The sequence below is a fragment of the Streptomyces sp. NPDC048248 genome (assembly GCF_043201875.1).
GTDB lineage: Bacteria > Actinomycetota > Actinomycetes > Streptomycetales > Streptomycetaceae > Streptomyces.
Window position 1 is genome coordinate 61,310 of sequence record NZ_JBICZL010000004.1, and the last position, 22,102, is coordinate 83,411.

The following is a 22,102-nucleotide window of genomic DNA, read 5'->3' on the forward strand; positions in this document are numbered from 1 at the left end:
CTGCGTACGGATCCGCCTCATCCCTCCCAGGCGCGGGCGCGCAACGGCATCCCGGACGCACCGGACTCCGCAGTGCGCACCGCGAGCACCTGATTGACTCCTATCCGGTTGCGCTCGAAGGACAGCGCGGACGCGGCCATGTAGAGCCGCCAGACCCGGGCCCTGCCCGGGGTGGTGAGCGTGACCGCCTCCGCCCAGTGCTCCTCCAGGTTGGCCACCCAGCTGCGCAGCGTCAGCGCGTAGTGCTCTCGCAGGACCTCGACGTCGCGCACCTCGAAGCCGGCGTCCTCCAGGGCCCCCGCGGTCCGGCCGACGGGCGCCAGCTCACCGTCGGGGAAGACATAGCGGTCGATGAACTCATCGACGTGGTAGGCCTCTTCGTCGGTGAGCGGGCGGCGGGCGATCTGGTGGTTGAGCAGCCGTCCGCCGGGCTTGAGGAGGGCGTACAGGGCCCGGGCGTACTCGGCGTAAAGGGTCCGGCCGACGTGCTCGGCCATCCCGATCGAGGAGATCGCATCGAACGGCTCGTCGTGGATCTCGCGGTAGTCCTGCACCCGGATCTCGATCCGGTCGGCGAGCCCGGCCTCGGCGATCCGCTTGCGCGCGAAGACGGCCTGCTCCTCGGAGAGGGTGATGCCGACCGCCCGTACGCCGTACTCGCGCGCGGCGTGCAGCACCATCGAGCCCCAGCCGCAGCCCACGTCGAGCAGCCGCTGCCCCTCCTTGAGCCCGAGCTTGCGGCAGACCAGGTCGAGCTTGTCGCGCTGGGCGTCCTCCAGGGTGGCGTCACCGGCGTCGGCGGCCGGCCAGTAGGCGCAGGAGTAGACCATGGACGGGCCGAGCACCAGGGAGTAGAAGTCGTTGCCGACGTCGTAGTGGTGGCTGATGGCTTCCTTGTCGCGCAGCAGGGTGTGCAGCGGCCCGCGGCGGTTCCTGGCCTCTTCGGGCGGCGGGGCGGGCGGGATCGGCAGGCCGACCAGCGACAGCAACTCCCGCCCGGCGACGCGGACCTCAGGGCGGGCAAGGGTGCGCAGGGCGGCGGCGCGGCGCGGTTTGGGGGCGGCGGTGCCGCGCTCCCAGATCAGTTCGGCGAGCAGGTCGAGTGCCGTGTAGAGGTCGCCCTCGATGTCGATGTCACCGGCCACCCAGGCGCGGGCCAGGCCGAGTTCGCCCGGCTTGAACAGGAGGCGGCGCAGTGCGCGGCGGTTGCGGATGACGAGTGTGGGTGCCCCCGGCGGGCCGGACTCGCTGCGATCCCAGGCGCGGATGCGGACCGGGAGGGGAACTCCCAGAACCTCCTCGGCGAGCTTGGTGAGCCGTCCAGCGGCTTCTGCCATGTCGCACACCTCCGTGTTGACGAGTCGGGCGAAGAAGTTTCACCCACCACGTAAACGCCAATGGGGCGCCGGTGTAGTCCCGTTCCTACGTAAGGGAACAGCAAAACGCCCGTGTCCCGCCAGAGCGGACACGCCGAAGGGCGTCCGCCCCACGGATGGCGGACGCCCTTCGGGCTGGTCGGAGTACCGACCGGAGGTTCAGGAAGCCTTGGCCTTCGGCTTGTCGCCGGAGGTGGCCGGGGCCGCCGGTGCGGGGGCCGGCTTGGCCGCCTCGTAGAACTCCTCGCGGGGGTTCTCCATGGCGCCGAGCGAGACGACCTCGCGCTTGAGGAACATGGCAAGGGTCCAGTCGGCGAAGACGCGGATCTTGCGGTTGAACGTCGGCATCGCCATGCCGTGGTACGCGCGGTGCATGTACCAGGCGAGACGGCCCTTGAGCTTGATCTTCATCTTGCCCATGACGATCATCGCGACGCCCTTGTGCAGGCCCAGACCGGCGACCGCACCCTTGTTGGCGTGGCTGTACTCCTTCTGCGGGAAGCCCCGCATGCCGGAGACCACGTTGTCGCCGAGGACCTTGGACTGCCGCAGCGCGTGCTGGGCGTTCGGCGGGCACCAGGCGTTCTCGTTGCCCGCCTTGCGGCCGACCAGGTCCGGCACCTGGGCGTTGTCGCCCGCGGCCCAGATGTAGTCGGTGCCCTGCACCTGCAGGGTGGCCTGGGTGTCGACGTGGCCACGGGGGCCGAGCGGCAGACCGAAGCGGGACAGCGCCGGGTTCGGCTTGACGCCCGCGGTCCACACGATGGTGTTGGAGTCGACCTCGAGGCCGTTGTTCAGGACGACGTGACCGTCGACGCAGGAGTCCATGCCGGTCTTGAGGTAGACCTCGACGCCGCGGCCCTCGAGGTGCTCCTTGCCGTAGGCACCGAGCTTCGGGCCGACCTCGGGGAGGATCTTGTCGGCGACGTCGACCAGCAGGAAGCGCATGTCCTCGCGCTTGACGTTGCTGTAGTACTTCGCGGCGTCGCGGGCCATGTCCTCGACCTCGCCGATGGTCTCCGCACCCGCGAAGCCACCGCCCACGAAGACGAAGGTCAGCGCCTTGCGGCGGACATCCTCGTCGGTCGTGGAGTCGGCCTTGTCCAGCTGCTCCAGGACGTGGTTGCGCAGGCCGATCGCCTCTTCCACGCCCTTCATGCCGATGCCGTTCTCGGCCAGGCCGGGAATCGGGAAGGTGCGGGAGACCGCGCCCATCGCGATGACCAGGTAGTCGAAGGGCAGCTCGTACGCCTCGCCGACCAGCGGGGCGATCGAGGCGACCTTGCGGTCCTGATCGATGGTGGTGACCCGGCCGGTGAGGACCTCCGCCTTGGGCAGCACGCGTCGTAGCGGAACCACGACGTGGCGGGGAGAGATGCTGCCGGCCGCAGCTTCAGGGAGGAAGGGCTGGTACGTCATGTACGAGCGCGGGTCGACGACCGTGACGGTCGCCTCGCCGTACCGCATCTTCTTGAGGATGCGACGTGCCGCGTACAGGCCTACGTACCCACCGCCTACAACGAGGATCCTGGGACGCTCCGTGGTGCTCATGCAATCGAGTATCCACCCCCACATGGGGGGTCGCTCGTGAGCCCCTTCACAAGCAGTCCAGAGGTGTCTGCTACACTCCGCCGGCTCCGTGACCGACGCCATAGCGCGATCGGGGAACCACGGTATAGGGCGAAGCGTTGGAGACCCCTGTTGATCAGGGATTGTGAGCCGCCGGGCGCCTGAACCACCCGCCGCGGCGGGATACTTGCAACGCCCCTGAAACCGCGCATTCTTCGGGTCGGCGAGGCTCGGAGCCTTCGAATGCGGCCATTACGGCCACCTTGTTCGCCCATCGAGCGTCTTTTTCATGTGAAGGATTTCACGAACTTTCTCCGCCGACCCGCGCGCGGACCCCCTCGAAGCCCCCTTCGAGACGCTCAGACGCGACACCACCCGCTCAAACGACGGGATTTCGGGGCCGGTGCCTTGCTTTCCACGTCCTCGCGAACTCATGACCGCCGAGCCGTCGCGCGCCCTGGTGCCCAGGGGCGGCGTGAGCGCCCGCCTCACGCGACGGCCCCGGCAGCCGTGAGCTTGCCGGGGCCGTACACGTGGAATAGCGCTCAGGCGACGCTCCAGGCGATTCCGTCGAGGATGTCGTGCTCGCTGACGACGACCTCTTCCGCGCCCACCCGCTCCATGATCGACAGCAGCACGAGCGCGCCCGCGGCGATCACGTCGACGCGGCCGGGGTGCATGACCGGGCTCGCCGCACGCTCGGCGTGGGTGGACGTCAGCAGGTCCCCGGTGATCTCCCGGACCTTGGCCAGCGGGATCCTGGCGTGGTGGATCGCCTCGGAGTCGTAGTGGTCAAGCCCCAGCGCGATGGCGGCGACCGTGGTCACGGAGCCGGCCAGGCCGACGAGCGTCGTGGCCTCGCGCAGCGGCACCGTCTCCTCGGCCCGGTCCAGCGCCGCGGCGATGTCGGTCTTCATGGCGGTGATGTCGCCGGGGGACGGCGGGTCGCTGATCTCGCCGTCCCGCAGCAGGTGCCGCTCGGTCATCCGCACACAGCCGACGTCAACCGACCGCGCGGCGCGCACCGAAGCGGAGCCGAGCACGAACTCGGTCGAGCCGCCGCCGATGTCCACCACCAGATAGGGCGGTTCGACGTCGTCACGGCCCGCGAGCTCCTTGGTGGCGCCGTTGAAGGAGAACTCCGCCTCCTGGTCGCCGGTGATCACCTCGGGCTCCACGCCCAGGATGTCGACCACCCCGCGGACGAAGTCCGCGCGGTTGTCGGCGTCCCGCGAGGCGGAGGTCGCCACGAACCGGAGCCGCTCGGCGCCCAGACCCTTGATCACCGCGGCGTACTCCCGGCACGCCGCGAAGGTACGCTCCAGCGCCTCGGGCGCGAGCCGCCCGGTGCGGTCCACGCCCTGCCCCAACCGGACGATCTGCATCCGGCGGTCCAGGTCCTTCAGCTCGCCCGTCGCCGGATCGACGTCCGCGACCAGCAGCCGGATGGAGTTCGTACCGCAGTCGATGGCGGCGACCCGCTTCATTCGGCAGCTCCTTCGGGGGTGTCCTGGCACGGCGACACGCACGGCCCCTTCGCCCACCACTCCGGCAGCATCGCGATGGCCTCGTCGCCGAGCGGGTTGACGCCCGGCCCGGCGGCGAGCGAGTGGCCGACGAGGACGTGCAGGCACTTGACCCGGTCGGGCATACCGCCCGCGCTCGGGAAGCCCTGCAGCACCTCGATGGCGTCCCGGCGCCGGATGTAGTCCTCGTGTGCCGCCCGGTAGGCGGCGGCCAGCTCCGGGTCGCTCGCCAGCCGTTCGGTCATCTCCTTCATCACGCCGTTGGCCTCCAGCGTGCCGATCGCGGAGGCCGCACGCGGGCAGGTGAGGTAGTAGAGCGTGGGGAAGGGGGTGCCGTCCTCCAGGCGCGGCGCCGTCTCGACGACATCCGGCTGGCCGCAGGGGCAGCGGTGCGCGATGGCACGCAGCCCGCGCGGCGGGCGGCCCAACTGCTCCTTGAAGGCGGCGATGTCCTCGGCGGTGGGCTCGGTGGGCTCGGTCTGGGGCGGGGCGGTGTCCATGTGCGCTTTCGGTGAGGTCGGTGGTGCGGGGGACGTGACGGGCCGGAGGGAACGAGGCGGGCCGGGGCGGTGCGGCGGCGCTACCGCCGGTCGGCGGAGTCGACGCCGTCCCACAGATTCTCGTACCAGGGCCGCTGTGCGGCTGCCGGCGCCTTGCGCACCGCACCGGTACGGGGGCCGTCCTGGACGATATATCCGGTCTCGCCCGGCGCGATGTAGTGCAGATGGCGGCGGGCCTGCTGCCGGACGTACTCGGGATCCTGCCAGCGGGCCTTCTCGTCGCGCAGCCGGTTCAGCTCCCGGCCGGCCTCCTGCGCCTTGCGGCGCTGGTCGGCGATGTCCGAACGCTGGGAGACGTACTGCCTTATGGGGTAGGCGAGGGCGACGACCAAGGAGCACATCACCAGGGCGAGCAGGGCGGCACGGCCGGTGAGGCGATTGCGGCGGGGCGGCCGGGCGCGGTAGACCCGGGCGGCGGCCTGCTCGCCGAGCGCCTTGAGTCGGGTCGCGGTCGAGAACCGGTCCGCGGACACATCGCCTCCCCTTGATCACCGGACGGTGCACACATCTGCGCCGGCTCCGCCGCCCGCCGGGCGTCGCAAGCAAAGCCGTCCCCGGCAACGGTACGGGACCGTTGCCGGGGACGCTTCGAAGTGGTGCGCTGCGCTCGCGTCAGTTGGCGGTGCGGAACCGCGGGAAGGCGGAGCGGCCGGCGTAGACGGCGGCGTCGTCGAGGATCTCCTCGATGCGCAGCAGCTGGTTGTACTTGGCGACGCGCTCGGAGCGGGCCGGGGCGCCGGTCTTGATCTGGCCGCAGTTGGTGGCGACGGCGAGGTCGGCGATGGTGACGTCCTCGGTCTCACCGGAGCGGTGGGACATCATGCACTTGAAGCCGTTGCGCTGGGCCAGCTCGACGGCGTCCAGGGTCTCGGTCAGCGAGCCGATCTGGTTGACCTTCACCAGCAGCGCGTTGGCGGAGTTCTCCTCGATGCCGCGGGCCAGGCGCTCGGGGTTGGTGACGAACAGGTCGTCGCCGACCAGCTGCACCTTGGAGCCGAGCTTCTCGGTGATGACGTTCCAGCCGGCCCAGTCGTCCTCGAACAGCGGGTCCTCGATGGAGACGAGCGGGTAGTCAGCGACGAGCCCCTCGTAGTACTCCGTCATCTCGGCGGCCGAGCGCTCCTTGCCCTCGAACTGGTAGACGCCGTCCTTGTAGAACTCGGAGGCGGCGACGTCCAGCGCGAGCGCGATGTCCTGGCCGGGGGTGTAGCCGGCCTGACGGATGGCCTCGAGGATCAGGTCGAGGGCCTCGCGGTTGGAGCCCAGGTTCGGGGCGAAGCCGCCCTCGTCGCCCAGCCCGGTGGACAGGCTGCGCTCCTTCAGGACCTTCTTGAGGGTGTGGTAGACCTCGGCGCCCCAGCGCAGCGCCTCGGAGAAGGACTCCGCGCCGATGGGGGCGATCATGAATTCCTGGATGTCCACGTTGGAGTCGGCGTGCGATCCACCGTTGAGGATGTTCATCATCGGGACGGGCAGGACGTGCGCGTTCGGGCCACCGAGGTAGCGGAACAGCGGGAGGTCACTGGCCTCGGAGGCGGCGTGCGCGACGGCGAGGGAGACGCCGAGGATGGCGTTGGCGCCGAGGGAGCCCTTGTTGTCCGTGGCGTCCAGGTCGAACATCGCCTGGTCGATCAGACGCTGCTCGGTCGCGTCGTAGCCGACGAGCTCCGGGCCGATCTGCTCGATGACGGCCAGGACGGCCTTCTCCACGCCCTTGCCCATGTAGCGGCTCGGGTCGCCGTCACGGAGCTCGATGGCCTCGAAGGCACCGGTCGAGGCGCCGGACGGAACGGCGGCACGGCCCGTGCTGCCGTCGTCGAGGCCGACCTCGACCTCGACCGTGGGATTACCTCGCGAGTCGAGAATTTCGCGGGCTACGACGACGTCGATGGACGGCACGTTGTCTCCTTCATGGGTGTCTGGAGTTCTGCAGCACGAGCCTAACGGCCTTGGGCGCATCCGTTCGCCCTCGGCCCGCTCAGTGGGACGAAAAGAGGCCCAAAAGCCCAGCTCATGGGAGGTTTCACCGCTTTGTTCGCAGAGCGGGAAAAGTTGCCGGACGATGCTGGTCAGGACCGCCTGCCGGGGCCGGGTACGCGCCCTGGCCCGCGACACGCGTTCGGGCCGTCGACACGGAGAAGCCCCGCCGCGGCGCGATGGGGGATGGCGCGCCGCGGCGGGGCGGTCTCACACACGAGCGTGTGGAGCGGAGGAGCAAACGCGGTGGACGCGGGGGACGCGAGTGGGGAGGAGCGGTCCGTCCCCGGTTCACACCGGCTGCCCGGCCTCGGACCCCGCGACGGCCGGGGCGGGCGGATCGTGCGTACCGCCGTACGCACGGACCGCCCGGCCGGCCGGAGGCGGTGAGGTCCTCGGCGCCCCTGTGCGGGGGTCGGCTCAGACGTCGAGCTTCTGGCCGGGGATGATCAGGTTCGGGTTGCCGCCGATGACGGACTTGTTGTCCGCGTAGAGCGCCTTCCAGGTGGTGCCGTGCGCCTTGGCGATCTTGGCGAGGGTGTCGCCCGCCTTGACGGTGTAGTTGCCGGAGCCGTTGGACTTCGGGGCCGGCTTCGACTTCTCGGGCGCGGGGGCCGGGGCCTGCTTCTCGGCCTTCTCGCCGGTGTTGCCCTGCGGGGCGTCGCCGGAGGTGTCGAGGTCGGGGGAGGGGCCACCGGCGGTCAGGTTGCCGGCGCCGGCGCAGGACCAGGCACCGGGGCCCTGGATGGCGAGCAGCTTCTCGGCGGCGGCTATCTGCTGGCTCTTGGTGGCCAGGTCGGCGCGCGCCGCGTACTGGGTGCCACCGGCGGCGGCCCAGCTGGAGTTGGAGAACTGCAGGCCGCCGTAGTAGCCGTTGCCGGTGTTGATCGACCAGTTGCCACCGGACTCGCACTGGGCGACGGCGTCCCAGGTCTCGACGGACGCGGCGGAGGCGGAGGAGGCGCCCATGAGCGGGACGGCCACGGCAGCACCGGCGACACCGGCGAGGGTGACGACGCGGACGGCCTTGGAGGGACGACGGTGCTTGCCCTTGTTGTTCAGCATGGTTCGTTCGTTTCCTCACCGACGCCTGCGAGGTGAGCTGTCGGGTTCGGGCCATGTGAGTTGCCCGGCCGCGTGTACATGACACACGACTTCACCCCAAGCCGGTTGACCCGCTTTCACGGGTGGGGCCGGCGCTTACCTTGGGTCCCCCGCTCCTGCCTTCGGCGCTTGCGCGTCGACCGCCTTCGACCACCGGCAGGATTCGGCGTGTGATCGAAGGGCCCGCTTTGGCGAGCGGTCCTGACCGTAAGCAGGAACCCCCTTGGTGTTCAAACCCCACCATCTGAACCAAGTTGACCGTTTTTGATCATAGGGTGCACCCATTTCTGCAGGTGGACCCATGTTTGGGATTGGCGCACGAGCCGGATGCCGCACCCAGGAACGAGAGCCTTGTCTCACTTTCCCAAAAGGGTGCGAAGGGGAGCGAATTACCCTGCGATGTGCCCGAGATCGAGGATCTGGCCCGGCTTGATCAGGTCCGCGTCGGCGCCGACGACGTCCTCGTTGCGGTCGTAGAGTGCGGGCCACCCACCGGGCACCTCACGGGCCTCAGCGATGGCTGACAGGCTGTCACCGGCGCGCACGGTGTAGTCGCCGCCGGCCGGACCGGTCTGGTGCGCGTCACCGTCACGGGAGGCGTGCCGGCCCGACGACCGGCCGCCGTCGTCCGCCTCGCCCGCGCCCTCGCCGCTCTCCTCGGCGCCGCCGCGGTGCCTGCCCGTGCCGGGCGTCCGATCCTTCGCGGAGTCGCCGCCTGCGGACGCGTCATCCGGCACGTCCGTCCCGTCGGTGCGGTTGCCGCCCTCGTCCGGGCCGTCGGCACGGGAGGGGTCATCGGAACGGGAGGGGTCGTCGCCCCGGTCGTCCGACGTCGGGGAGTCGGACGACTCGGAATCCGCGGGCCCGGACGGCTCGGCGGAATCCGACGCGTCAGGGGAAGGTGTCGCCTCGGAGGGCTTGTCGTCCTCGGACGGGGCGGAGCCGTCGTCGTCGGACGGGTCGGACGAGCCGGAGCCGTCGGACGGGTCCAGAAGGTCCGGGTCGAGGAGGCTCACGCCGCCCGGGTCGACCTCGGGTGACGAGCCGTCCGCGGTCAGCCCGGCGTTCACCGCACAGCTGGGCCAGGCGTCGGGTCCGCGGTCGTCCAGGATCGCCTCGGCCACGGATATCTGCTGGGAGCGGCTGGCGAGGTCGGGGCGCGAGGCGTAGTCAGCGCCGCCGTACTCGTCCCACATGTCCTGGGTCAGTTGCAGGCCGCCGTAGAAGCCGTTGCCCGAGGCCGCGCTCCACATCCCGCCGCTCTCGCACTGCGCGACGCGGTCCCAGGTCGCGGTGTCGGCGGCGTGTGCGCCACTCGCCCCGAGCAGCGGCAGGGCGATACCGGCGCCGGTGACCCCCGCCGTGACAAAGATGGCCGGTGCTTGACGGGGGCGCCGGTGTCGGCCGTTCCCGGAACGCATGCGGTTGCCTTTCGCGCGGCGGTGGAGTTGTCCGATCGTCGGCCGCGCCCGGCACACCAATACATCCGGTGCACCAGGTTTGACTTCCGCCGATCGGGTGAAGCTCTTCGGTTCGGTCGAAAGGTAGCCGGGGTCACGGGTAGTCACAAGCCGGTGTAGTGGAGATCACGTAAAGGTCACACAGGTGACGGAGCGTCAATTCTGGACCCGTCCCCGGTCAGGGCCGCGGAGGCGTGAACTCCACCGGAAGCGAGCGCAGTCCGCGCATGATGAGACCGCCGCGCCAGCGCAAATCATCAGGTTCCGCCGCAAGCCGGATGTCCGGCAGCCGGGTCAGCAGCGTCGCGAGGGCGGTCTGCCCTTCGAGCCGGGCCAGCGGGGCACCCAGGCAGTAGTGGATGCCGTGCCCGTATCCCAGGTGCTGGTTGTCGCGCCGGGTGAGGTCGAGGGTGTCCGGCTCGGGGAACCGCTCCGGGTCGCGATCCGCCGCGGCCAGCACCACCAGGACGGGGTCGCCCTCGGCGATGCGCTGCCCGCCCAGCGTCAGCTCCTGCGTCGCGAACCGCCACGTCGCCAGCTCGACCGGACCGTCGTAGCGCAGCAGCTCCTCGATGCCGGTGGCGAGCAGCTCGGTGTCCCCCGCCTCCATCGACTTCTGCAGCAGTTCCCGCTGCGCGGGGTTGCGCAGCAGTGCGTAGGTGCCGTTGCCGATGAGGTTGACGGTGGTCTCGAAGCCGGCGAAGAGCAGGATGAAGGCCATCGCCGCGACCTCGTTCTCACTGAGGTGCTCACCGTGGTCGGAGGCGCGGATCAGGCCGGAGATCAGGTCCTCGTCCGCCTCGTCGCCGAGGGACTCGCGCTTGCGGTGGATCAGTTCGGCGAGATAGCCGCGCATCTTCTTCACCGACCTGGCGACCCCGCCGCGCGGGCCGCCGCCGTGCCGGATCATCATCCCCGCCCAGTCCCGGAAGTCGTCCTGGTCCTCGCGCGGGACGCCGAGCAGATCGCAGATCGCGTAGATCGGGAGCGGGAAGGCGAACTCGTGGATGAGGTCCGCCGCTCCGGTCTCCGCGCCCGGCTGCTTGGCGATCATGGCGTCGATGAGGGAGTCGGTCAGCTCCTGCACCCGGGGGGCGAAGGCCGCGACCCGGCGCGGGGTGAACGCCTTCGCCACCAGGCGGCGGAGCCGGGTGTGGTCCGGGGGGTCGATGTTGAGCAGATGCGTCATCAGGTTGGCGCTGCGCTCCCCCGGGATGCCGACCTTGCCCTTGCCGTGCGCGGCCTCGCTGTGGTGCCGGGGGTTCTTGGAGAGCCGGGCGTCGGCGAGTGCCTGCCGGGCGTCGGTGTAGCGGGTCACCAGCCAGGCATCGACGCCGCTGGGCAGTGCGGTCCTGTGCACCGGCGCGTGGGTGCGCAGCCAGGCGTACGCGGGGTAGGGGTCGGAGGCGAACTCCCAGGTGAACAGCTCGGGGGCGAGCGGAGCCGCGGAGCCTGCCGGGCAGCTCGCGGGGGCGTCGGCGGGGGTGGCGTCGGGCATGTCGGGCACCCACCGACCGTAACCGGTGGGCGTGCACCGGCGCGCCCGCGGAGTCACGTGTGCGCCGGGGGGTGCGCTGGGACCGGCACGCGCGCAGCGCGGTCCGCCGGGCGGGATCTGCTCGCCCGGCGGGCTACCGCGGCCCCGGCTCCACGCCCAGGCCCGCGAGGAACGCGACGGCCGGCGGCGACGGGCCCAGGCCGCTCCACACCACACGCTCGCTGCGCTCGGGCGCCGGCCGCACCCGCAGGACGTGCAGGCCGGGCAGCTCCGAGGCGATGGCCTCGGGCACCATGCCGACCCCGAGACCGGCGCGGACCAGCTTCGCCAGGAACTCCACGGTCGTCACCTCGAATGCCACATCGGACGTCAGGCCGGCCGCGCGGAACGCCTCGTCGCGCTGGCGGCGGGCGGCCGAGCCGGCCGTGAAGTCGACGAAGGTCTCCTCGGCGAGCCGCGCCAGACGCGTCCACTCCTGCCGGGCCAGCGGATGGCCCGGGGGTACGACCGCGACCAGCTCGCCGCGCGCGAGCTCCTTCTCCCGGACTCCCGCGGTCCGCGCGCCGGGCACCAGGCCGACGAAGGCGATATCCAGGCCGCCCTGCCTGACCTGCTCGATCAGGTCATCGCTCATGTCCATCCGCAGGCTGACGCGCACCTGCGGACAGCGGGCGCGGAACGCTCCGAGCTCCTGGGCGAGGTCGACCGCCGCGACCGTCGAGATCGCGCCGACCGCCAGTCGCCCGCGCACCTCGCCGGTCGTCGCCTCCACCTCGGCGCGTGCCCGCTCCGCCGCCTGCAGGGCCTGCCGGGCGACCGGGACGAAGACCTCACCCGCGGCGGTCAGCCGGACGCTGCGGCTGGTGCGGTGGAAGAGCCGGGCGCCCAGCTCCTTCTCCAGCCGGGCGATCTGGTGGCTGAGGGCGGACTGCACCACATGGCAGCGCTCGGCGGCGCGGGTGAAGCCGCCCGTCTCTGCGACGGCGACCACGTACCGCATCTGCTGGAGCTCCATCTCCCGATCGTAGTCATCGATCGCGTTCCACGATGAGTGTGATGACAACTATGCGTTGGACTCATCGATCGTTGACGGCGCAGGCTGGGCTGGCCCGGAGCCACGGTGGCCGCGGGCGGCGGGAAAGGACACCCACATGGAGCCCGAGCAGACGCCGGGGCCGGAGCAGCGGAGCACGGCGGAGCCGGACGCGGGCACCGGCCGGTTGGGGCGCGGCACGCTGCTGCTGATGTCGGTCGCCACCGGCCTGTCGGTCGCAGGCAACTACTTCGCCCAGCCGCTGCTGGACGTCATCGGCCGGGATCTGCGGCTGTCCGCGTCCACCGCCGCGCTGGTGGTGACCGTGGCCCAGGTCGGCTACGGGCTCGGGCTGCTGCTGCTCGTACCGCTCGGCGATCTGCTGGAGCGACGCCGGCTGGCGGTGACCCTGTGTGTGGCCACCGCGGGCTTCCTGACGGTGACGGCGAGCGCGCCCAACGCCGCGCTGCTGCTGGCCGGCACCGCGCTGACCGGTCTTGCCTCGGTCGCCGCCCAGGTCCTGGTGCCGTACGCGGCGACCCTTTCGGCGCCCGCCGAACGCGGCCGGACCGTCGGTACCGTCATGACCGGGCTGCTGTTGGGCATTCTGCTGGCCCGTACGGCCTCCGGGATGCTCGCCGAACTCGGCGGCTGGCGCACCGTCTACTGGGTCAATGCCGCGCTGATGCTGCTGGTGGCGGTGCTGCTGCGCCTCCGGCTGCCCGCCCTGCGCACCACGGCGGGCCTGCGCTATCCGGCGCTGCTGCGCTCGACGCTCGCGCTGTTCGTACAGGAGCCGGTGCTGCGGTGGCGGGCCGCGATCGGGGCGCTGGCCTTCGCCGGCTTCAGCGTGCTGTGGACGGCCGTCGCGTTCTTGATGTCCGGCCCTGCCTACGGCTGGCAGGAGTCGGCCATCGGGCTGCTGGGGCTCGTGGGGGCGGCCGGTTCGCTGTCCGCTTCGGCAGCCGGACGGCTGGCGGACCGGGGTCTGGTGCACCGGGTGACCGGCGCGGGGGCGTTCCTGCTGCTGGGGTCGTGGGGTCTGCTGGCGGCCGGCGGGGCCGGCGGGGCGTGGGCGCTCGCTGCCCTGCTGGTCGGCGTGATCGTGCTGGACCTCGCCGTGCAGGCGTTGCACGTCAGCAACCAGAACGTGGTCTACGCGGTCCGGCCCGAGGCCCGCAACCGCCTGAACTCCGCCTACATGGCGAGCTACTTCGCCGGTGGCGCGGTCGGCTCCGCGCTCACCTCGGTGGTCTGGAGCGCGGCCGGCTGGGGCGGGGTGTGCGTCCTGGGCGCGGCGCTGGCCGCGGCCGTCGCGGCGGTGTGGCTCGTCGACCGGCTGCGCCGGAGGCCCGGGCGGCACGACGGCGGGGCGGGCCGCCCGGCGGCGGGGGACGGCGCCGGGGACCCGTCGGCTCAGCCGGCTCAGTCGTCGAACAGCTCGTCGTCGGCGCTCTCGTCCTCCTCGGAGGGCCGGCCCGCGGGAGGCAGCCCCTCGGCGGCCCGGATCGCATCGCGGTAGGTGCGGGCCGCGGCGCGCAGCGCGGTCTCCGGGTCGGTGCCCTCGGCCTCCGCCCGGACGGCCAGCGCCAGCAGGTCGTAGCCGATGCCCTCGCCCGCCGGCTCCGCCTCGATACCGGCCGTACGGGCCCGGGAGGCGAGCTTGCCGGCCAGGGCGAGCGCGGGCTGGGCCGGCGGTACGCCGTCGGTCACCGACTCCCGCCGCTTCTCCACCGCCTTGGTGCGCAGCCAGTGCGCCTTGACGTCGTCGGGGGTGGTGGCGGCCGCGTCCCCGAAGACATGCGGATGGCGGTGAATCAGCTTCTCGACGATGCCGCCCGCGACATCGTCGAGGGAGAACGGCTCGTCGGGGTCGTCCTGGGCGATCCGGGCGTGGAAGACGACCTGGAGCAGCACATCGCCCAGCTCCTCGCGCAGCGCCGCGCGGTCGCCCTCCTCGATGGCCTCGACCATCTCGTAGGCCTCTTCCAGGCCGTACTTGGCGAGGTCGTGGTGCGTGCGGATGCTGCTCCACGGGCACTCGGCGCGGATGCGGTCCATGACCTGGACGAGATCCAGCAGCCGGGCGCCGGGGAGGTCGTAGGAGCCGGGCAGGAGTTCCAGGTCGGGCATGGTCTCCCGGCCGGAGCCGGCCAGCCGCGCCAGTCCGTCGGTCAGCGCGCTCTCCCCGGCCGCGGAGGTCAGCACGACGGCCGTACGGTCCCCGGCCACACAGTGGTCGACGAGCTCGCGCGCGGAGAGGGACGCCTCCTCCACCTCGATACCGGCCTCCCGCAGATAGGGCAGCTGCGGATGGCCGGGGTCGGCGCACAGGACCCGCCCGGCCGTGCGCAGCGTCTGCCACGCGGGCCAGGACAGCAGTCCGGGGGCGACCCGGTGGCTGGTGGTGAGCAGGACCAGGCGACCGGTGCCGCCGCCCTGGGAGGGGGCGTCGGCGCCGGAGTCGGCGTGGGAGGCGTCAGCGTTCACGCATCGAACGTAACGCACCCCGCCGACAGTCCCGGCGCCGGTCGGCCCCGCCCGCCGCCGCGCACCCGCGGCCGGCGTCCCCGCTCAGGTCTGCTGCTGCTCCGCGGTGCGCCCGGTGGTGATCCAGGGGTCCTTGGTCTCGCCGAGGATGACCTCCTTGTCGTCCCAGGTGCCGAAGCGCGGGTTGACGTCGATGCCCATGGACCGGGAGGTCTTCGACAGCGCCTCGGCGAGAATCTGCTGGCCCTGCGGCTGCCCGCGGTCGGCCCCGAGGTGCTCGGCGACGCCGTCCAGCAGCAGCTGGTTGCGGACCATGGCATCGATCTCGTCCGGGGCGATGGCCTGCTGGAGCCACAGCGCCTTCAGCCGGTCCGCGCCGCCGGCCCGCTTCTCGGCCGCCGACCGCCACTTCTGGATGGCGTGGCGGGTGACCTCGACACCGGCGTCCTTCGCGGCGCGCTCCAGCACCTCGTCGAAGATCAGTCCGTTGAGGGTGGCGAGGCTCAGCCGGCCGGTGTTGCTGATCATCTGCCCGCCCTGCGGGGACTTGCCCTGGGCTTCGCGCACATCCCGCACCTTCGCCTGCAGCTGCGAGACGGTGATCCGCTTCCCGTCCACCACCGCAGCGGCACCGGGGTGCGCGTCGGTGCCGCAGGCGGCCAGCAGCGGGGCTGCGGCCAGCAGAGCGGCGGTGGCGGATACGGAGAGCGCTGTCCTACGGCGGAACACTTGGCCTCCCGGCAGATCGTGCGACGGAGTCTCGACCTTGAGTGATCGATGCTATGGAGTCGGCGTGGCCCAGGCCACTGCTTCGGCCAACGATCTCTCCCGGTGACGGTTCCGCCCGGTAACGGTTCGGCACGGCGGCGTTCGGGTGTCGTCTTCGCTACTTCGCCGAGAACCTCGCCGGCGCCTCGGTGGGGCCGCCGCCGGCCGGCAGGCGTTCTCGCGGACAGGAGTTCAGCACCCGCACCATCGCGTCCCGCTCGCCCCGCGTCACCCACAGCCCGTACTTCTTCTTCACCGCCGCCTGGTGGGCGACGTAGTCGCAGCGGGCGGGCTTGAACGCCGGCAGCCAGGTCGCCGCGTCCCCGTCGCCCTTCTGCCGGTTGGCCGAGGCGTCCACCGCGATCAGATTGAGCGGGTCGTTGGCCAAGGCCACCCGCTTACTCCCCGGCCACTGCTGCGCGCCCTTCTGCCAGGCGTCCGACAGCGCCACCACATGATCGATGTCGACCTTGCTGCGTCCCCGCTCGTAGCGCAGCGACCGCCCGGTGTACGGGTCCTGGGGCAGGGTGCCCGACACCACGACGCAGTCGCCGTCACGGAAGGCGGTGGCCCGCAGATCGCGCTTGAGGATGTCGTCCCGGGTACCGCAGCCGTTGCTGTCGGTGTCCGCCCAGGGCGAGCCGAACCGGTCCCGGTCGTAACCGGTCTTCGGGGCACGGCCCTTGACGTCGAGGGACGCCGCCGCACGCAACGCGCTGCCCGCGCGCCCCTCGGCCGCGGGAACGGACGGGCTCGCGCCCGCGTCTGAGTCACTGCCGCCCCGGCCTTCGTACGGGGAGCAGCCGGTGAGGGCGAGCAGGCCGGCGAGCGCGGTGACGGCGGCGGCGGTCAGGGGAGGCGCGGCGGCGCCGGCCCCTCCCGTTGCGCGGCGGTCGCGGGGGGAGGCGGGGAGCGCGGACCGTATCAAGGCGGCGTCCAATCCGGAGCGTCGGAGGGGAGTGCGGGCTGCGGCGGCCGCCGGGTTCGACCGGTTCGCCGCTTCGAGTATCTTTTCGGAAGTTGAGAGTGAGGACCCTCATGGACACGGCCGCAGCAACGGCGGCGGACGGCAGCACCGGGCATCCGCCCGGGGCGGCCACCGACGCCGGCCCCGCGACCGCGGCCACCGACGGCGCGCCGGCCGGCCCGCTGCGGCGCCTTGCGCACCGCGCGCGGGCGCCCCGCCTCGACCCTTACTGGACTTCCGCGTTCCTCTTCCTCGCCTACGCGACGCTGTCCCTGTGCCGCTTCCGGTCGATGGGCACCGCGTCATGGGACCTGGGGATCTTCGAGCAGGCCGTACGGGGCTACGCGCACCTCTCGGCGCCGGTCGTCGACCTCAAGGGGCCGGGCACCAACATCCTCGGCGACCACTTCAGCCCCGTACTGATCCTGCTCGCCCCCTTCTACCGGCTGCTCCCCTCCCCCGTGACCCTGCTCACCGCGCAGGCCGCGCTGTTCGCGCTGTCCGCCCTGCCGGTCACCCGGGCCGCGACCCGCTACCTCGGCCGCGCCCGCGGTCTGGCCGTCGGTCTCGCCTACGGCCTGTCCTGGGGCGTGCAGAAGGCGGTCGACTTCGACTTCCACGAGATCGCCTTCGCGCTGCCGCTGCTCGCCTTCGCCCTCGAAGCGGTGCTCCGCGGGCGGTGGACCGCGGCGGTGTGCTGGGCCGCGCCCCTGGTGCTGGTCAAGGAGGACCTGGGGGTGACCGCCGCCGCCATCGGGGCGCTCGTGCTGATCCGCACCCGCAGGGCCACCCCGGCGGCCATCGCCCTCGTCGCGTTCGGCATCACCGCCACCGCCGTCACCCTGGGCCTGGTCATCCCCGCCTTCAACGGCTCCGGCTCCTACGACTACTGGGCCAAACTCGGCGGCGAGGGCGACGCTCCCACCATCGCGGTCGACACCGCCGTCCGCACCACCCTGTGGATCCTGCTGCCCACCACCGGTCTGCTCGCGCTGCGCTCCCCGCTCCTGCTGGTCGCGCTGCCCACCGTCGGCTGGCGGTTCCTCTCCCACGATCCGCACTACTGGGGCATCGACTGGCACTACAACGCCGCCCTGATGCCGGTGGTCTTCCTCGCCCTCGTCGACGCCCTCGCGCGCGTCCGGTTCTCCGGCCGGCCCTGGCTGCGCGCGTACGCCCTGCACCTGCCGTCCGCCGCGCTCGCCGCCGCCCTCGCGCTGACCACCACGCTCCCGCTGGCCCGTCTCACCGAAGCGGTCACCTACCGCAAGCCGCCGGCCGTCAGCGCCGCCGAGCGGCTGCTGGAGCGGATACCGGACGGTGCGACCGTGGAGGCCGACATCCGGCCGCTGAGCCGTCTCACCGGCCGCACCCGTGTGCTGTGGACCGGTGACACCGACGGCATCTCCCCCGACTACATCGCGGTGCAACTGCACGACAACCGCTCCCCGCAGCAGGCCCTCGCCGACGCCGCGCGCCGCCACCCGGAGGCGAAGTACGCGCCCCTCGGCGGGGTCGCGGACCTCGTCGTATTTCGCAGGACGGCCGAGCGCTGAGTACCTAAAGTGGCGCGATGACCACCGACGTGATCGTCCTCAACGGCGGTTCCAGCTCCGGCACCTCGTCCCTGGCCCGCGCCCTGCAACACGCCCTCCCCCGCCCCTGGCTGACCTTCGGTGTCGACACCTTCGGCGAAGCCCTCCCACCGACCCTGCAGGACTCGCCGGACGGTCTGCTCGTCGCGCCCGACGGGCAGGTCACGGTCGGCCCGGCCTACCGGGCCCTGGAGTCCGCCTGGCGCGACGGCATCGCCGCGATGGCCCGCGGCGGCACCGGCGTCATCCTCGACGAGGTGTTCCTCGGCGGCCACGAAGGCCAGCGGCGGTGGCAGTCCGCGCTGGAGGGCCTGGAGGTGCTGTGGGTCGGCGTCCGCTGCGACCCCGACGTCGCCGCGGCACGCGAACGGGCCCGCGGCGACCGGGTGGTGGGCATGGCCGCCGCCCAGGCCGACCTCGTCCACAAGGGCGTCCGCTACGACCTGGAGGTCGACACGTCCGCTGCCACCCCGGACGCCTGCGCGCGCCGGATCGCGGCGCGGGTGCGCTGAACGGGCCGGGGCGGCACGCGAGGAAACCGCGCCGCCCCGCTGCGAAAGACCCCTACGACCCGAGGATCGTCGTCAGGAACTCCCCCACCCACGACAGCAGTTCCCGTCCGACGAGCGGCTTGCCGCCGATCTTGCCGGTGGTCGGGCGGGGCACCAGGATCTGCCGGGTGGCCGGCTTGAGCACCGTCCGCGGATACAGCCGCTTGAGCCGCAGCTCCTGCGACTCGCGCAACTCCACGGGCCCGAAGCGGACGTTGGAGCCCTGCAGGGTGATGTCGGCGACGCCGCTGGCGCGCGCCAGCATCCGCAGCCCGGCGACCAGCAGCAGATTCTCGACCGGCTCGGGCATCTTGCCGTAGCGGTCGGTCAGCTCCTCGCGGACCGCTGCGATGTCCTCCTCCGTCGTGGCGGAGGCGATGGCGCGGTACGCCTGCAGCCGCAGCCGCTCGCCCGGCGCGTAGTCGTGCGGGACGTGCGCGTCGACCGGCAGCTCGATCTTGACCTCCAGCGGCGGCTCCTCCTCCACACCGCCTTCCAGCGACGCCCGGTAGTCTGCGACGGCCTCACCGACCATCCGGACGTACAGGTCGAAGCCGACGCCCGCGATGTGCCCGGACTGCTCCCCGCCGAGGAGGTTGCCCGCACCGCGGATCTCCAGGTCCTTCATCGCGACGTACATACCGGCGCCCATCTCGGTGTGCTGGGCGATGGTCGCCAGGCGCTCGTGCGCGGTCTCGGTGAGCGGCTTCTCCGGCGGGTAGAGGAAGTAGGCGTAGCCGCGGTCCCGGCCGCGGCCCACCCGCCCGCGCAGCTGGTGGAGCTGGGAGAGGCCGAAGTTGTCGCCGCGCTCGACGATCAGGGTGTTGGCGTTGGAGATGTCGATGCCCGATTCGACGATCGTGGTGGAGACCAGCACATCGAACTTCTTCTCCCAGAAGTCGACGACGACCTGCTCCAGCGCCGTCTCGCCCATCTGGCCGTGGGCGGTCCTGATCCGCGCCTCGGGCACGATCTCGCGCAGCCGTGCGGCGGCCCGGTCGATGGACTCCACCCGGTTGTGGATGTAGAAGACCTGGCCCTCGCGCAGCAGTTCACGCCGGATCGCTGCACCGATCTGCTTCTGCTCGTACGGGCCGACGAACGTCAGGACCGGGTGCCGCTCCTCGGGCGGGGTGGTGATCGTCGACATCTCGCGGATGCCGGTGACCGCCATCTCCAGGGTCCTCGGGATCGGCGTCGCTGACATGGTCAGCACATCGACGTTGGCGCGCAGCTTCTTCAGCTGCTCCTTGTGCTCCACACCGAAGCGCTGCTCCTCGTCGACGATGACCAGGCCCAGGTCCTTGAACTTGGTCTCCGAGGAGAACAGCCGGTGGGTGCCGATGACGAGGTCGACGGAGCCCTCCCGCAGCCCTTCCAGGACCGCCTTGGCCTCGGTGTCGGTCTGGAAGCGGGACAGCGCCCTGACGTTGACAGGGAACTGGCTGTACCGCTCGGTGAACGTGCCGAAGTGCTGCTGGACCAGGAGCGTGGTCGGCACGAGGACCGCGACCTGCTTGCCGTCCTGAACCGCCTTGAAGGCCGCGCGGACCGCGATCTCGGTCTTGCCGTAGCCGACGTCGCCGCAGATCAGCCGGTCCATCGGGACCGACTTCTCCATGTCTTCCTTGACCTCGGCGATGGTGGTGAGCTGGTCGGGCGTCTCGGCGTACGGGAAGGCGTCCTCCAGCTCCCGTTGCCAGGGGGTGTCCGGGGCGAAGACATGGCCGGGGGCCGCCATCCGCGCGGAGTACAGCTTGATCAGGTCGGCGGCGATCTCCTTGACCGCCTTCTTGGCGCGCGCCTTGGTCTTCGTCCAGTCGGCGCCGCCCAGCCGGTGCAGCGTCGGGGCCTCCCCGCCCACGTACTTGGTGACCTGCTCCAGCTGGTCGGTGGGGATGTAGAGACGGTCGCCGGGCTGGCCGCGCTTGGCGGGCGCGTACTCGACGAGGAGGTACTCGCGGGTGGCGCCCTGCACGGTGCGCTGCACCATCTCGATGTAGCGGCCCACGCCGTGCTGCTCGTGCACGATGAAGTCGCCGGCCTGCAGCGTCAGCGGGTCGATGGTCTTGCGGCGGCGGGCCGGCATCCGGCCCAGCTCCTTGGACGCCGCCTTCTGCCCGGACAGATCCGTCTCGGTCAGTACCGCGAGCCGCAGCCCCTGGTCGACGAAGCCGTTGTCGAGGGAGCCGCAGGTCACGTGGACCAGATTCGGCGCGATCTGCGACAGCTCGGCTTCCATGCGCGCCGGGATGCCCTCGCCGCCGAGCACCTCGACGGTACGCGCCGCCGGGCCGTGCGCCTCGGTGACGAACACCGTGCGCCAGCCGTCGGCGAGCCACTGCTTGGTGTCGGCGAGCGCCCGCGCGGTGTCCCCGCGGTAGGTGTCGGGGGCGTGCATGCCGAGTTTGAGGGTGTCCCCGGCCGCCGCGACATCGGCCGCGGTCATCCCCTCACCGGCGGCGTCGGACCCGATGTCGCCGGAGGAGAACTGGCTGACCGACCACCACATCATGTCCAGCTCGCGCGCCCGCTCCCGGACGTCCGCGATCCCCCACAGCGAGGCCGCGTCCACGTCGATGGGTGCCTCGCCGCCGCCGGCACTGGCCGCCCACGACGCCTGCAGGAACTCCTGGCTGGTGGCCACCAGGTCCGCGGCCCGCGTCCGGACCCGCTCCGGATCGCACACCACGGCCATGCTGCCCTTGGGCAGCACGTCCAGCAGAAGTTCCATATCGTCGACCAGGACGGGCGCGAGGGACTCCATGCCCTCGACGGCGATGCCCTCGGCGATCTTGCCGAGCAGCTCGCCCAGCTCCGGGTGCTGCTCGGCGAGCGCCGCTGCCCGCGTCCGGACGTCGTCGGTCAGCAGCAGTTCACGGCACGGCGGCGCCCACAGGCCGTGCTCGGCGACCTCCAGCGACCGCTGGTCGGCGACCTTGAAGTACCGGATCTCCTCGACGTCGTCGCCCCAGAACTCCACCCGCAGCGGGTGCTCCTCGGTCGGGGGGAAGACGTCCAGGATGCCGCCGCGGACCGCGAACTCGCCGCGCTTCTCGACCAGTTCGACGCGCGTGTAGGCGGCGGCCGCCAGCCCGTCGACGATGTCGCCGAGGTCGGCGCTCCCGCCCGAGCGCAGGCTGACGGGGACCAGGTCCCCCAGCCCCTTGACCTGCGGCTGGAGCACGGAGCGGATGGGCGCGACGACGATCGAGACGGGGCCCGCCACCACGTCGTCCGCCCGCGGGTGGGCGAGCCTGCGCAGCACCGCGAGGCGGCGGCCGACGGTGTCCGAGCGCGGCGAGAGCCGCTCGTGCGGCAGCGTCTCCCAGGACGGGAACTCCACGACGGAGTGTTCCTCACCGGCCGGCATCAGAGTGCGCAGCGCGGCGGCCAGGTCCTCCGCCTCACGGCCGGTGGCGGTCACCGCGAGGACCGGCCGGCCGGCGTCGCGGGCGAGGGCGGCCACCGCGAAGGGACGGGCCGCGGGCGGGCCCACCAGATCCACGTGCGGACGGTTCCCGTCGGCCGCGGCCTGCACCGCTTCGGCGAGCGCCGGGTCCTGTACGACGGCGTCGAGCAGACCAGTCAGGCTCATGAAAAGGCTTCCGTCCCAGCGAGGCGAACA

At 71.9% G+C, this 22,102-nt stretch carries 17 protein-coding genes and 1 riboswitch; of the genes, 3 read left to right on the forward strand and 14 right to left on the reverse strand.

What is annotated here, in order from left to right:
* Positions 1-17: 17 nt before the first annotated feature.
* The 10 genes from ACGFZW_RS09185 to ACGFZW_RS09230 all read right to left on the reverse strand — a co-directional run bounded on the left by ACGFZW_RS09185 (position 18) and on the right by ACGFZW_RS09230 (position 12,085).
* Positions 18-1,337, reverse strand: a complete 1,320-nt coding sequence (locus ACGFZW_RS09185; RefSeq protein ID WP_393892433.1) for a class I SAM-dependent methyltransferase — start codon at positions 1,335-1,337, stop codon at positions 18-20.
* Positions 1,338-1,535: 198 nt separating this feature from the next.
* Complete coding sequence (locus ACGFZW_RS09190; RefSeq protein ID WP_393892434.1) at positions 1,536-2,927, reverse strand: NAD(P)/FAD-dependent oxidoreductase; 1,392 nt, start codon at positions 2,925-2,927, stop codon at positions 1,536-1,538.
* A 563-nt stretch (positions 2,928-3,490) separates the two neighbouring features.
* Positions 3,491-4,432, reverse strand: coding sequence for an exopolyphosphatase (locus tag ACGFZW_RS09195; protein ID WP_393892435.1), 942 nt, complete (start codon positions 4,430-4,432; stop codon positions 3,491-3,493).
* Positions 4,429-4,971, reverse strand: coding sequence for a DUF501 domain-containing protein (locus tag ACGFZW_RS09200; RefSeq protein WP_393892436.1), 543 nt, complete (start codon positions 4,969-4,971; stop codon positions 4,429-4,431). Before ACGFZW_RS09200 ends, ACGFZW_RS09195 begins: the two co-directional genes overlap by 4 nt.
* An 80-nt stretch (positions 4,972-5,051) precedes the next feature.
* Positions 5,052-5,504: a septum formation initiator family protein gene (locus ACGFZW_RS09205; protein ID WP_393892437.1), complete on the reverse strand. Its 453-nt coding sequence runs from the start codon at positions 5,502-5,504 to the stop codon at positions 5,052-5,054.
* Positions 5,505-5,643: 139 nt separating this feature from the next.
* Positions 5,644-6,930 carry a phosphopyruvate hydratase gene (eno, locus tag ACGFZW_RS09210; protein ID WP_393892438.1) on the reverse strand — a complete coding sequence of 429 codons (1,287 nt, stop codon included), beginning with the start codon at positions 6,928-6,930 and terminating at the stop codon, positions 5,644-5,646.
* Between the two features lie 498 nt (positions 6,931-7,428).
* Positions 7,429-8,073 carry a transglycosylase family protein gene (locus ACGFZW_RS09215; protein ID WP_393892439.1) on the reverse strand — a complete coding sequence of 215 codons (645 nt, stop codon included), beginning with the start codon at positions 8,071-8,073 and terminating at the stop codon, positions 7,429-7,431.
* 7 nt (positions 8,074-8,080) lie between these two features.
* Positions 8,081-8,291: riboswitch (cyclic di-AMP (ydaO/yuaA leader) on the reverse strand.
* A 210-nt stretch (positions 8,292-8,501) separates the two neighbouring features.
* Positions 8,502-9,533 (reverse strand): transglycosylase family protein, encoded by a 1,032-nt coding sequence (locus ACGFZW_RS09220; protein ID WP_393892440.1) that lies wholly within the window; start codon positions 9,531-9,533, stop codon positions 8,502-8,504.
* A 217-nt stretch (positions 9,534-9,750) separates the two neighbouring features.
* Positions 9,751-11,070, reverse strand: a complete 1,320-nt coding sequence (locus ACGFZW_RS09225; protein ID WP_393892821.1) for a cytochrome P450 — start codon at positions 11,068-11,070, stop codon at positions 9,751-9,753.
* A 133-nt stretch (positions 11,071-11,203) separates the two neighbouring features.
* A complete protein-coding gene (locus ACGFZW_RS09230) occupies positions 11,204-12,085 on the reverse strand; it encodes a LysR family transcriptional regulator (RefSeq protein ID WP_393892441.1) in 882 nt (293 codons plus the stop codon).
* Between the two features lie 136 nt (positions 12,086-12,221).
* Here ACGFZW_RS09230 and ACGFZW_RS09235 point away from each other — a divergent pair, with 136 nt between their 5' ends.
* Complete coding sequence (locus ACGFZW_RS09235) at positions 12,222-13,625, forward strand: MFS transporter (protein ID WP_393892442.1); 1,404 nt, start codon at positions 12,222-12,224, stop codon at positions 13,623-13,625.
* Here ACGFZW_RS09235 and ACGFZW_RS09240 read toward each other — a convergent pair.
* The 3 genes from ACGFZW_RS09240 to ACGFZW_RS09250 form a co-directional block, all read right to left on the reverse strand.
* Complete coding sequence (locus ACGFZW_RS09240; protein WP_393892443.1) at positions 13,529-14,593, reverse strand: nucleoside triphosphate pyrophosphohydrolase; 1,065 nt, start codon at positions 14,591-14,593, stop codon at positions 13,529-13,531. The two genes, ACGFZW_RS09235 and ACGFZW_RS09240, sit on opposite strands and share 97 nt — an antisense overlap.
* An 84-nt stretch (positions 14,594-14,677) precedes the next feature.
* Positions 14,678-15,322: a SurA N-terminal domain-containing protein gene (locus tag ACGFZW_RS09245; RefSeq protein WP_393892444.1), complete on the reverse strand. Its 645-nt coding sequence runs from the start codon at positions 15,320-15,322 to the stop codon at positions 14,678-14,680.
* Between the two features lie 157 nt (positions 15,323-15,479).
* Entirely contained in the window at positions 15,480-16,214 is a 735-nt protein-coding gene (locus ACGFZW_RS09250) for an HNH endonuclease family protein (protein ID WP_393892822.1), read from the reverse strand.
* Between the two features lie 185 nt (positions 16,215-16,399).
* Here ACGFZW_RS09250 and ACGFZW_RS09255 point away from each other — a divergent pair, with 185 nt between their 5' ends.
* Both ACGFZW_RS09255 and cpt read left to right on the forward strand, forming a co-directional pair.
* The gene (locus ACGFZW_RS09255) at positions 16,400-17,884 is read left to right on the forward strand and encodes a DUF2079 domain-containing protein (RefSeq protein WP_393892445.1); all 1,485 of its coding nucleotides are present in this window, start codon (positions 16,400-16,402) and stop codon (positions 17,882-17,884) included.
* A gap of 17 nt (positions 17,885-17,901) precedes the next feature.
* The gene (gene cpt / locus ACGFZW_RS09260) at positions 17,902-18,435 is read left to right on the forward strand and encodes a chloramphenicol phosphotransferase CPT (protein ID WP_393892446.1); all 534 of its coding nucleotides are present in this window, start codon (positions 17,902-17,904) and stop codon (positions 18,433-18,435) included.
* A gap of 52 nt (positions 18,436-18,487) precedes the next feature.
* Here cpt and mfd read toward each other — a convergent pair whose 3' ends face one another.
* Positions 18,488-22,072: a transcription-repair coupling factor gene (mfd, locus tag ACGFZW_RS09265; protein WP_393892447.1), complete on the reverse strand. Its 3,585-nt coding sequence runs from the start codon at positions 22,070-22,072 to the stop codon at positions 18,488-18,490.
* Positions 22,073-22,102 lie beyond the last annotated feature (30 nt).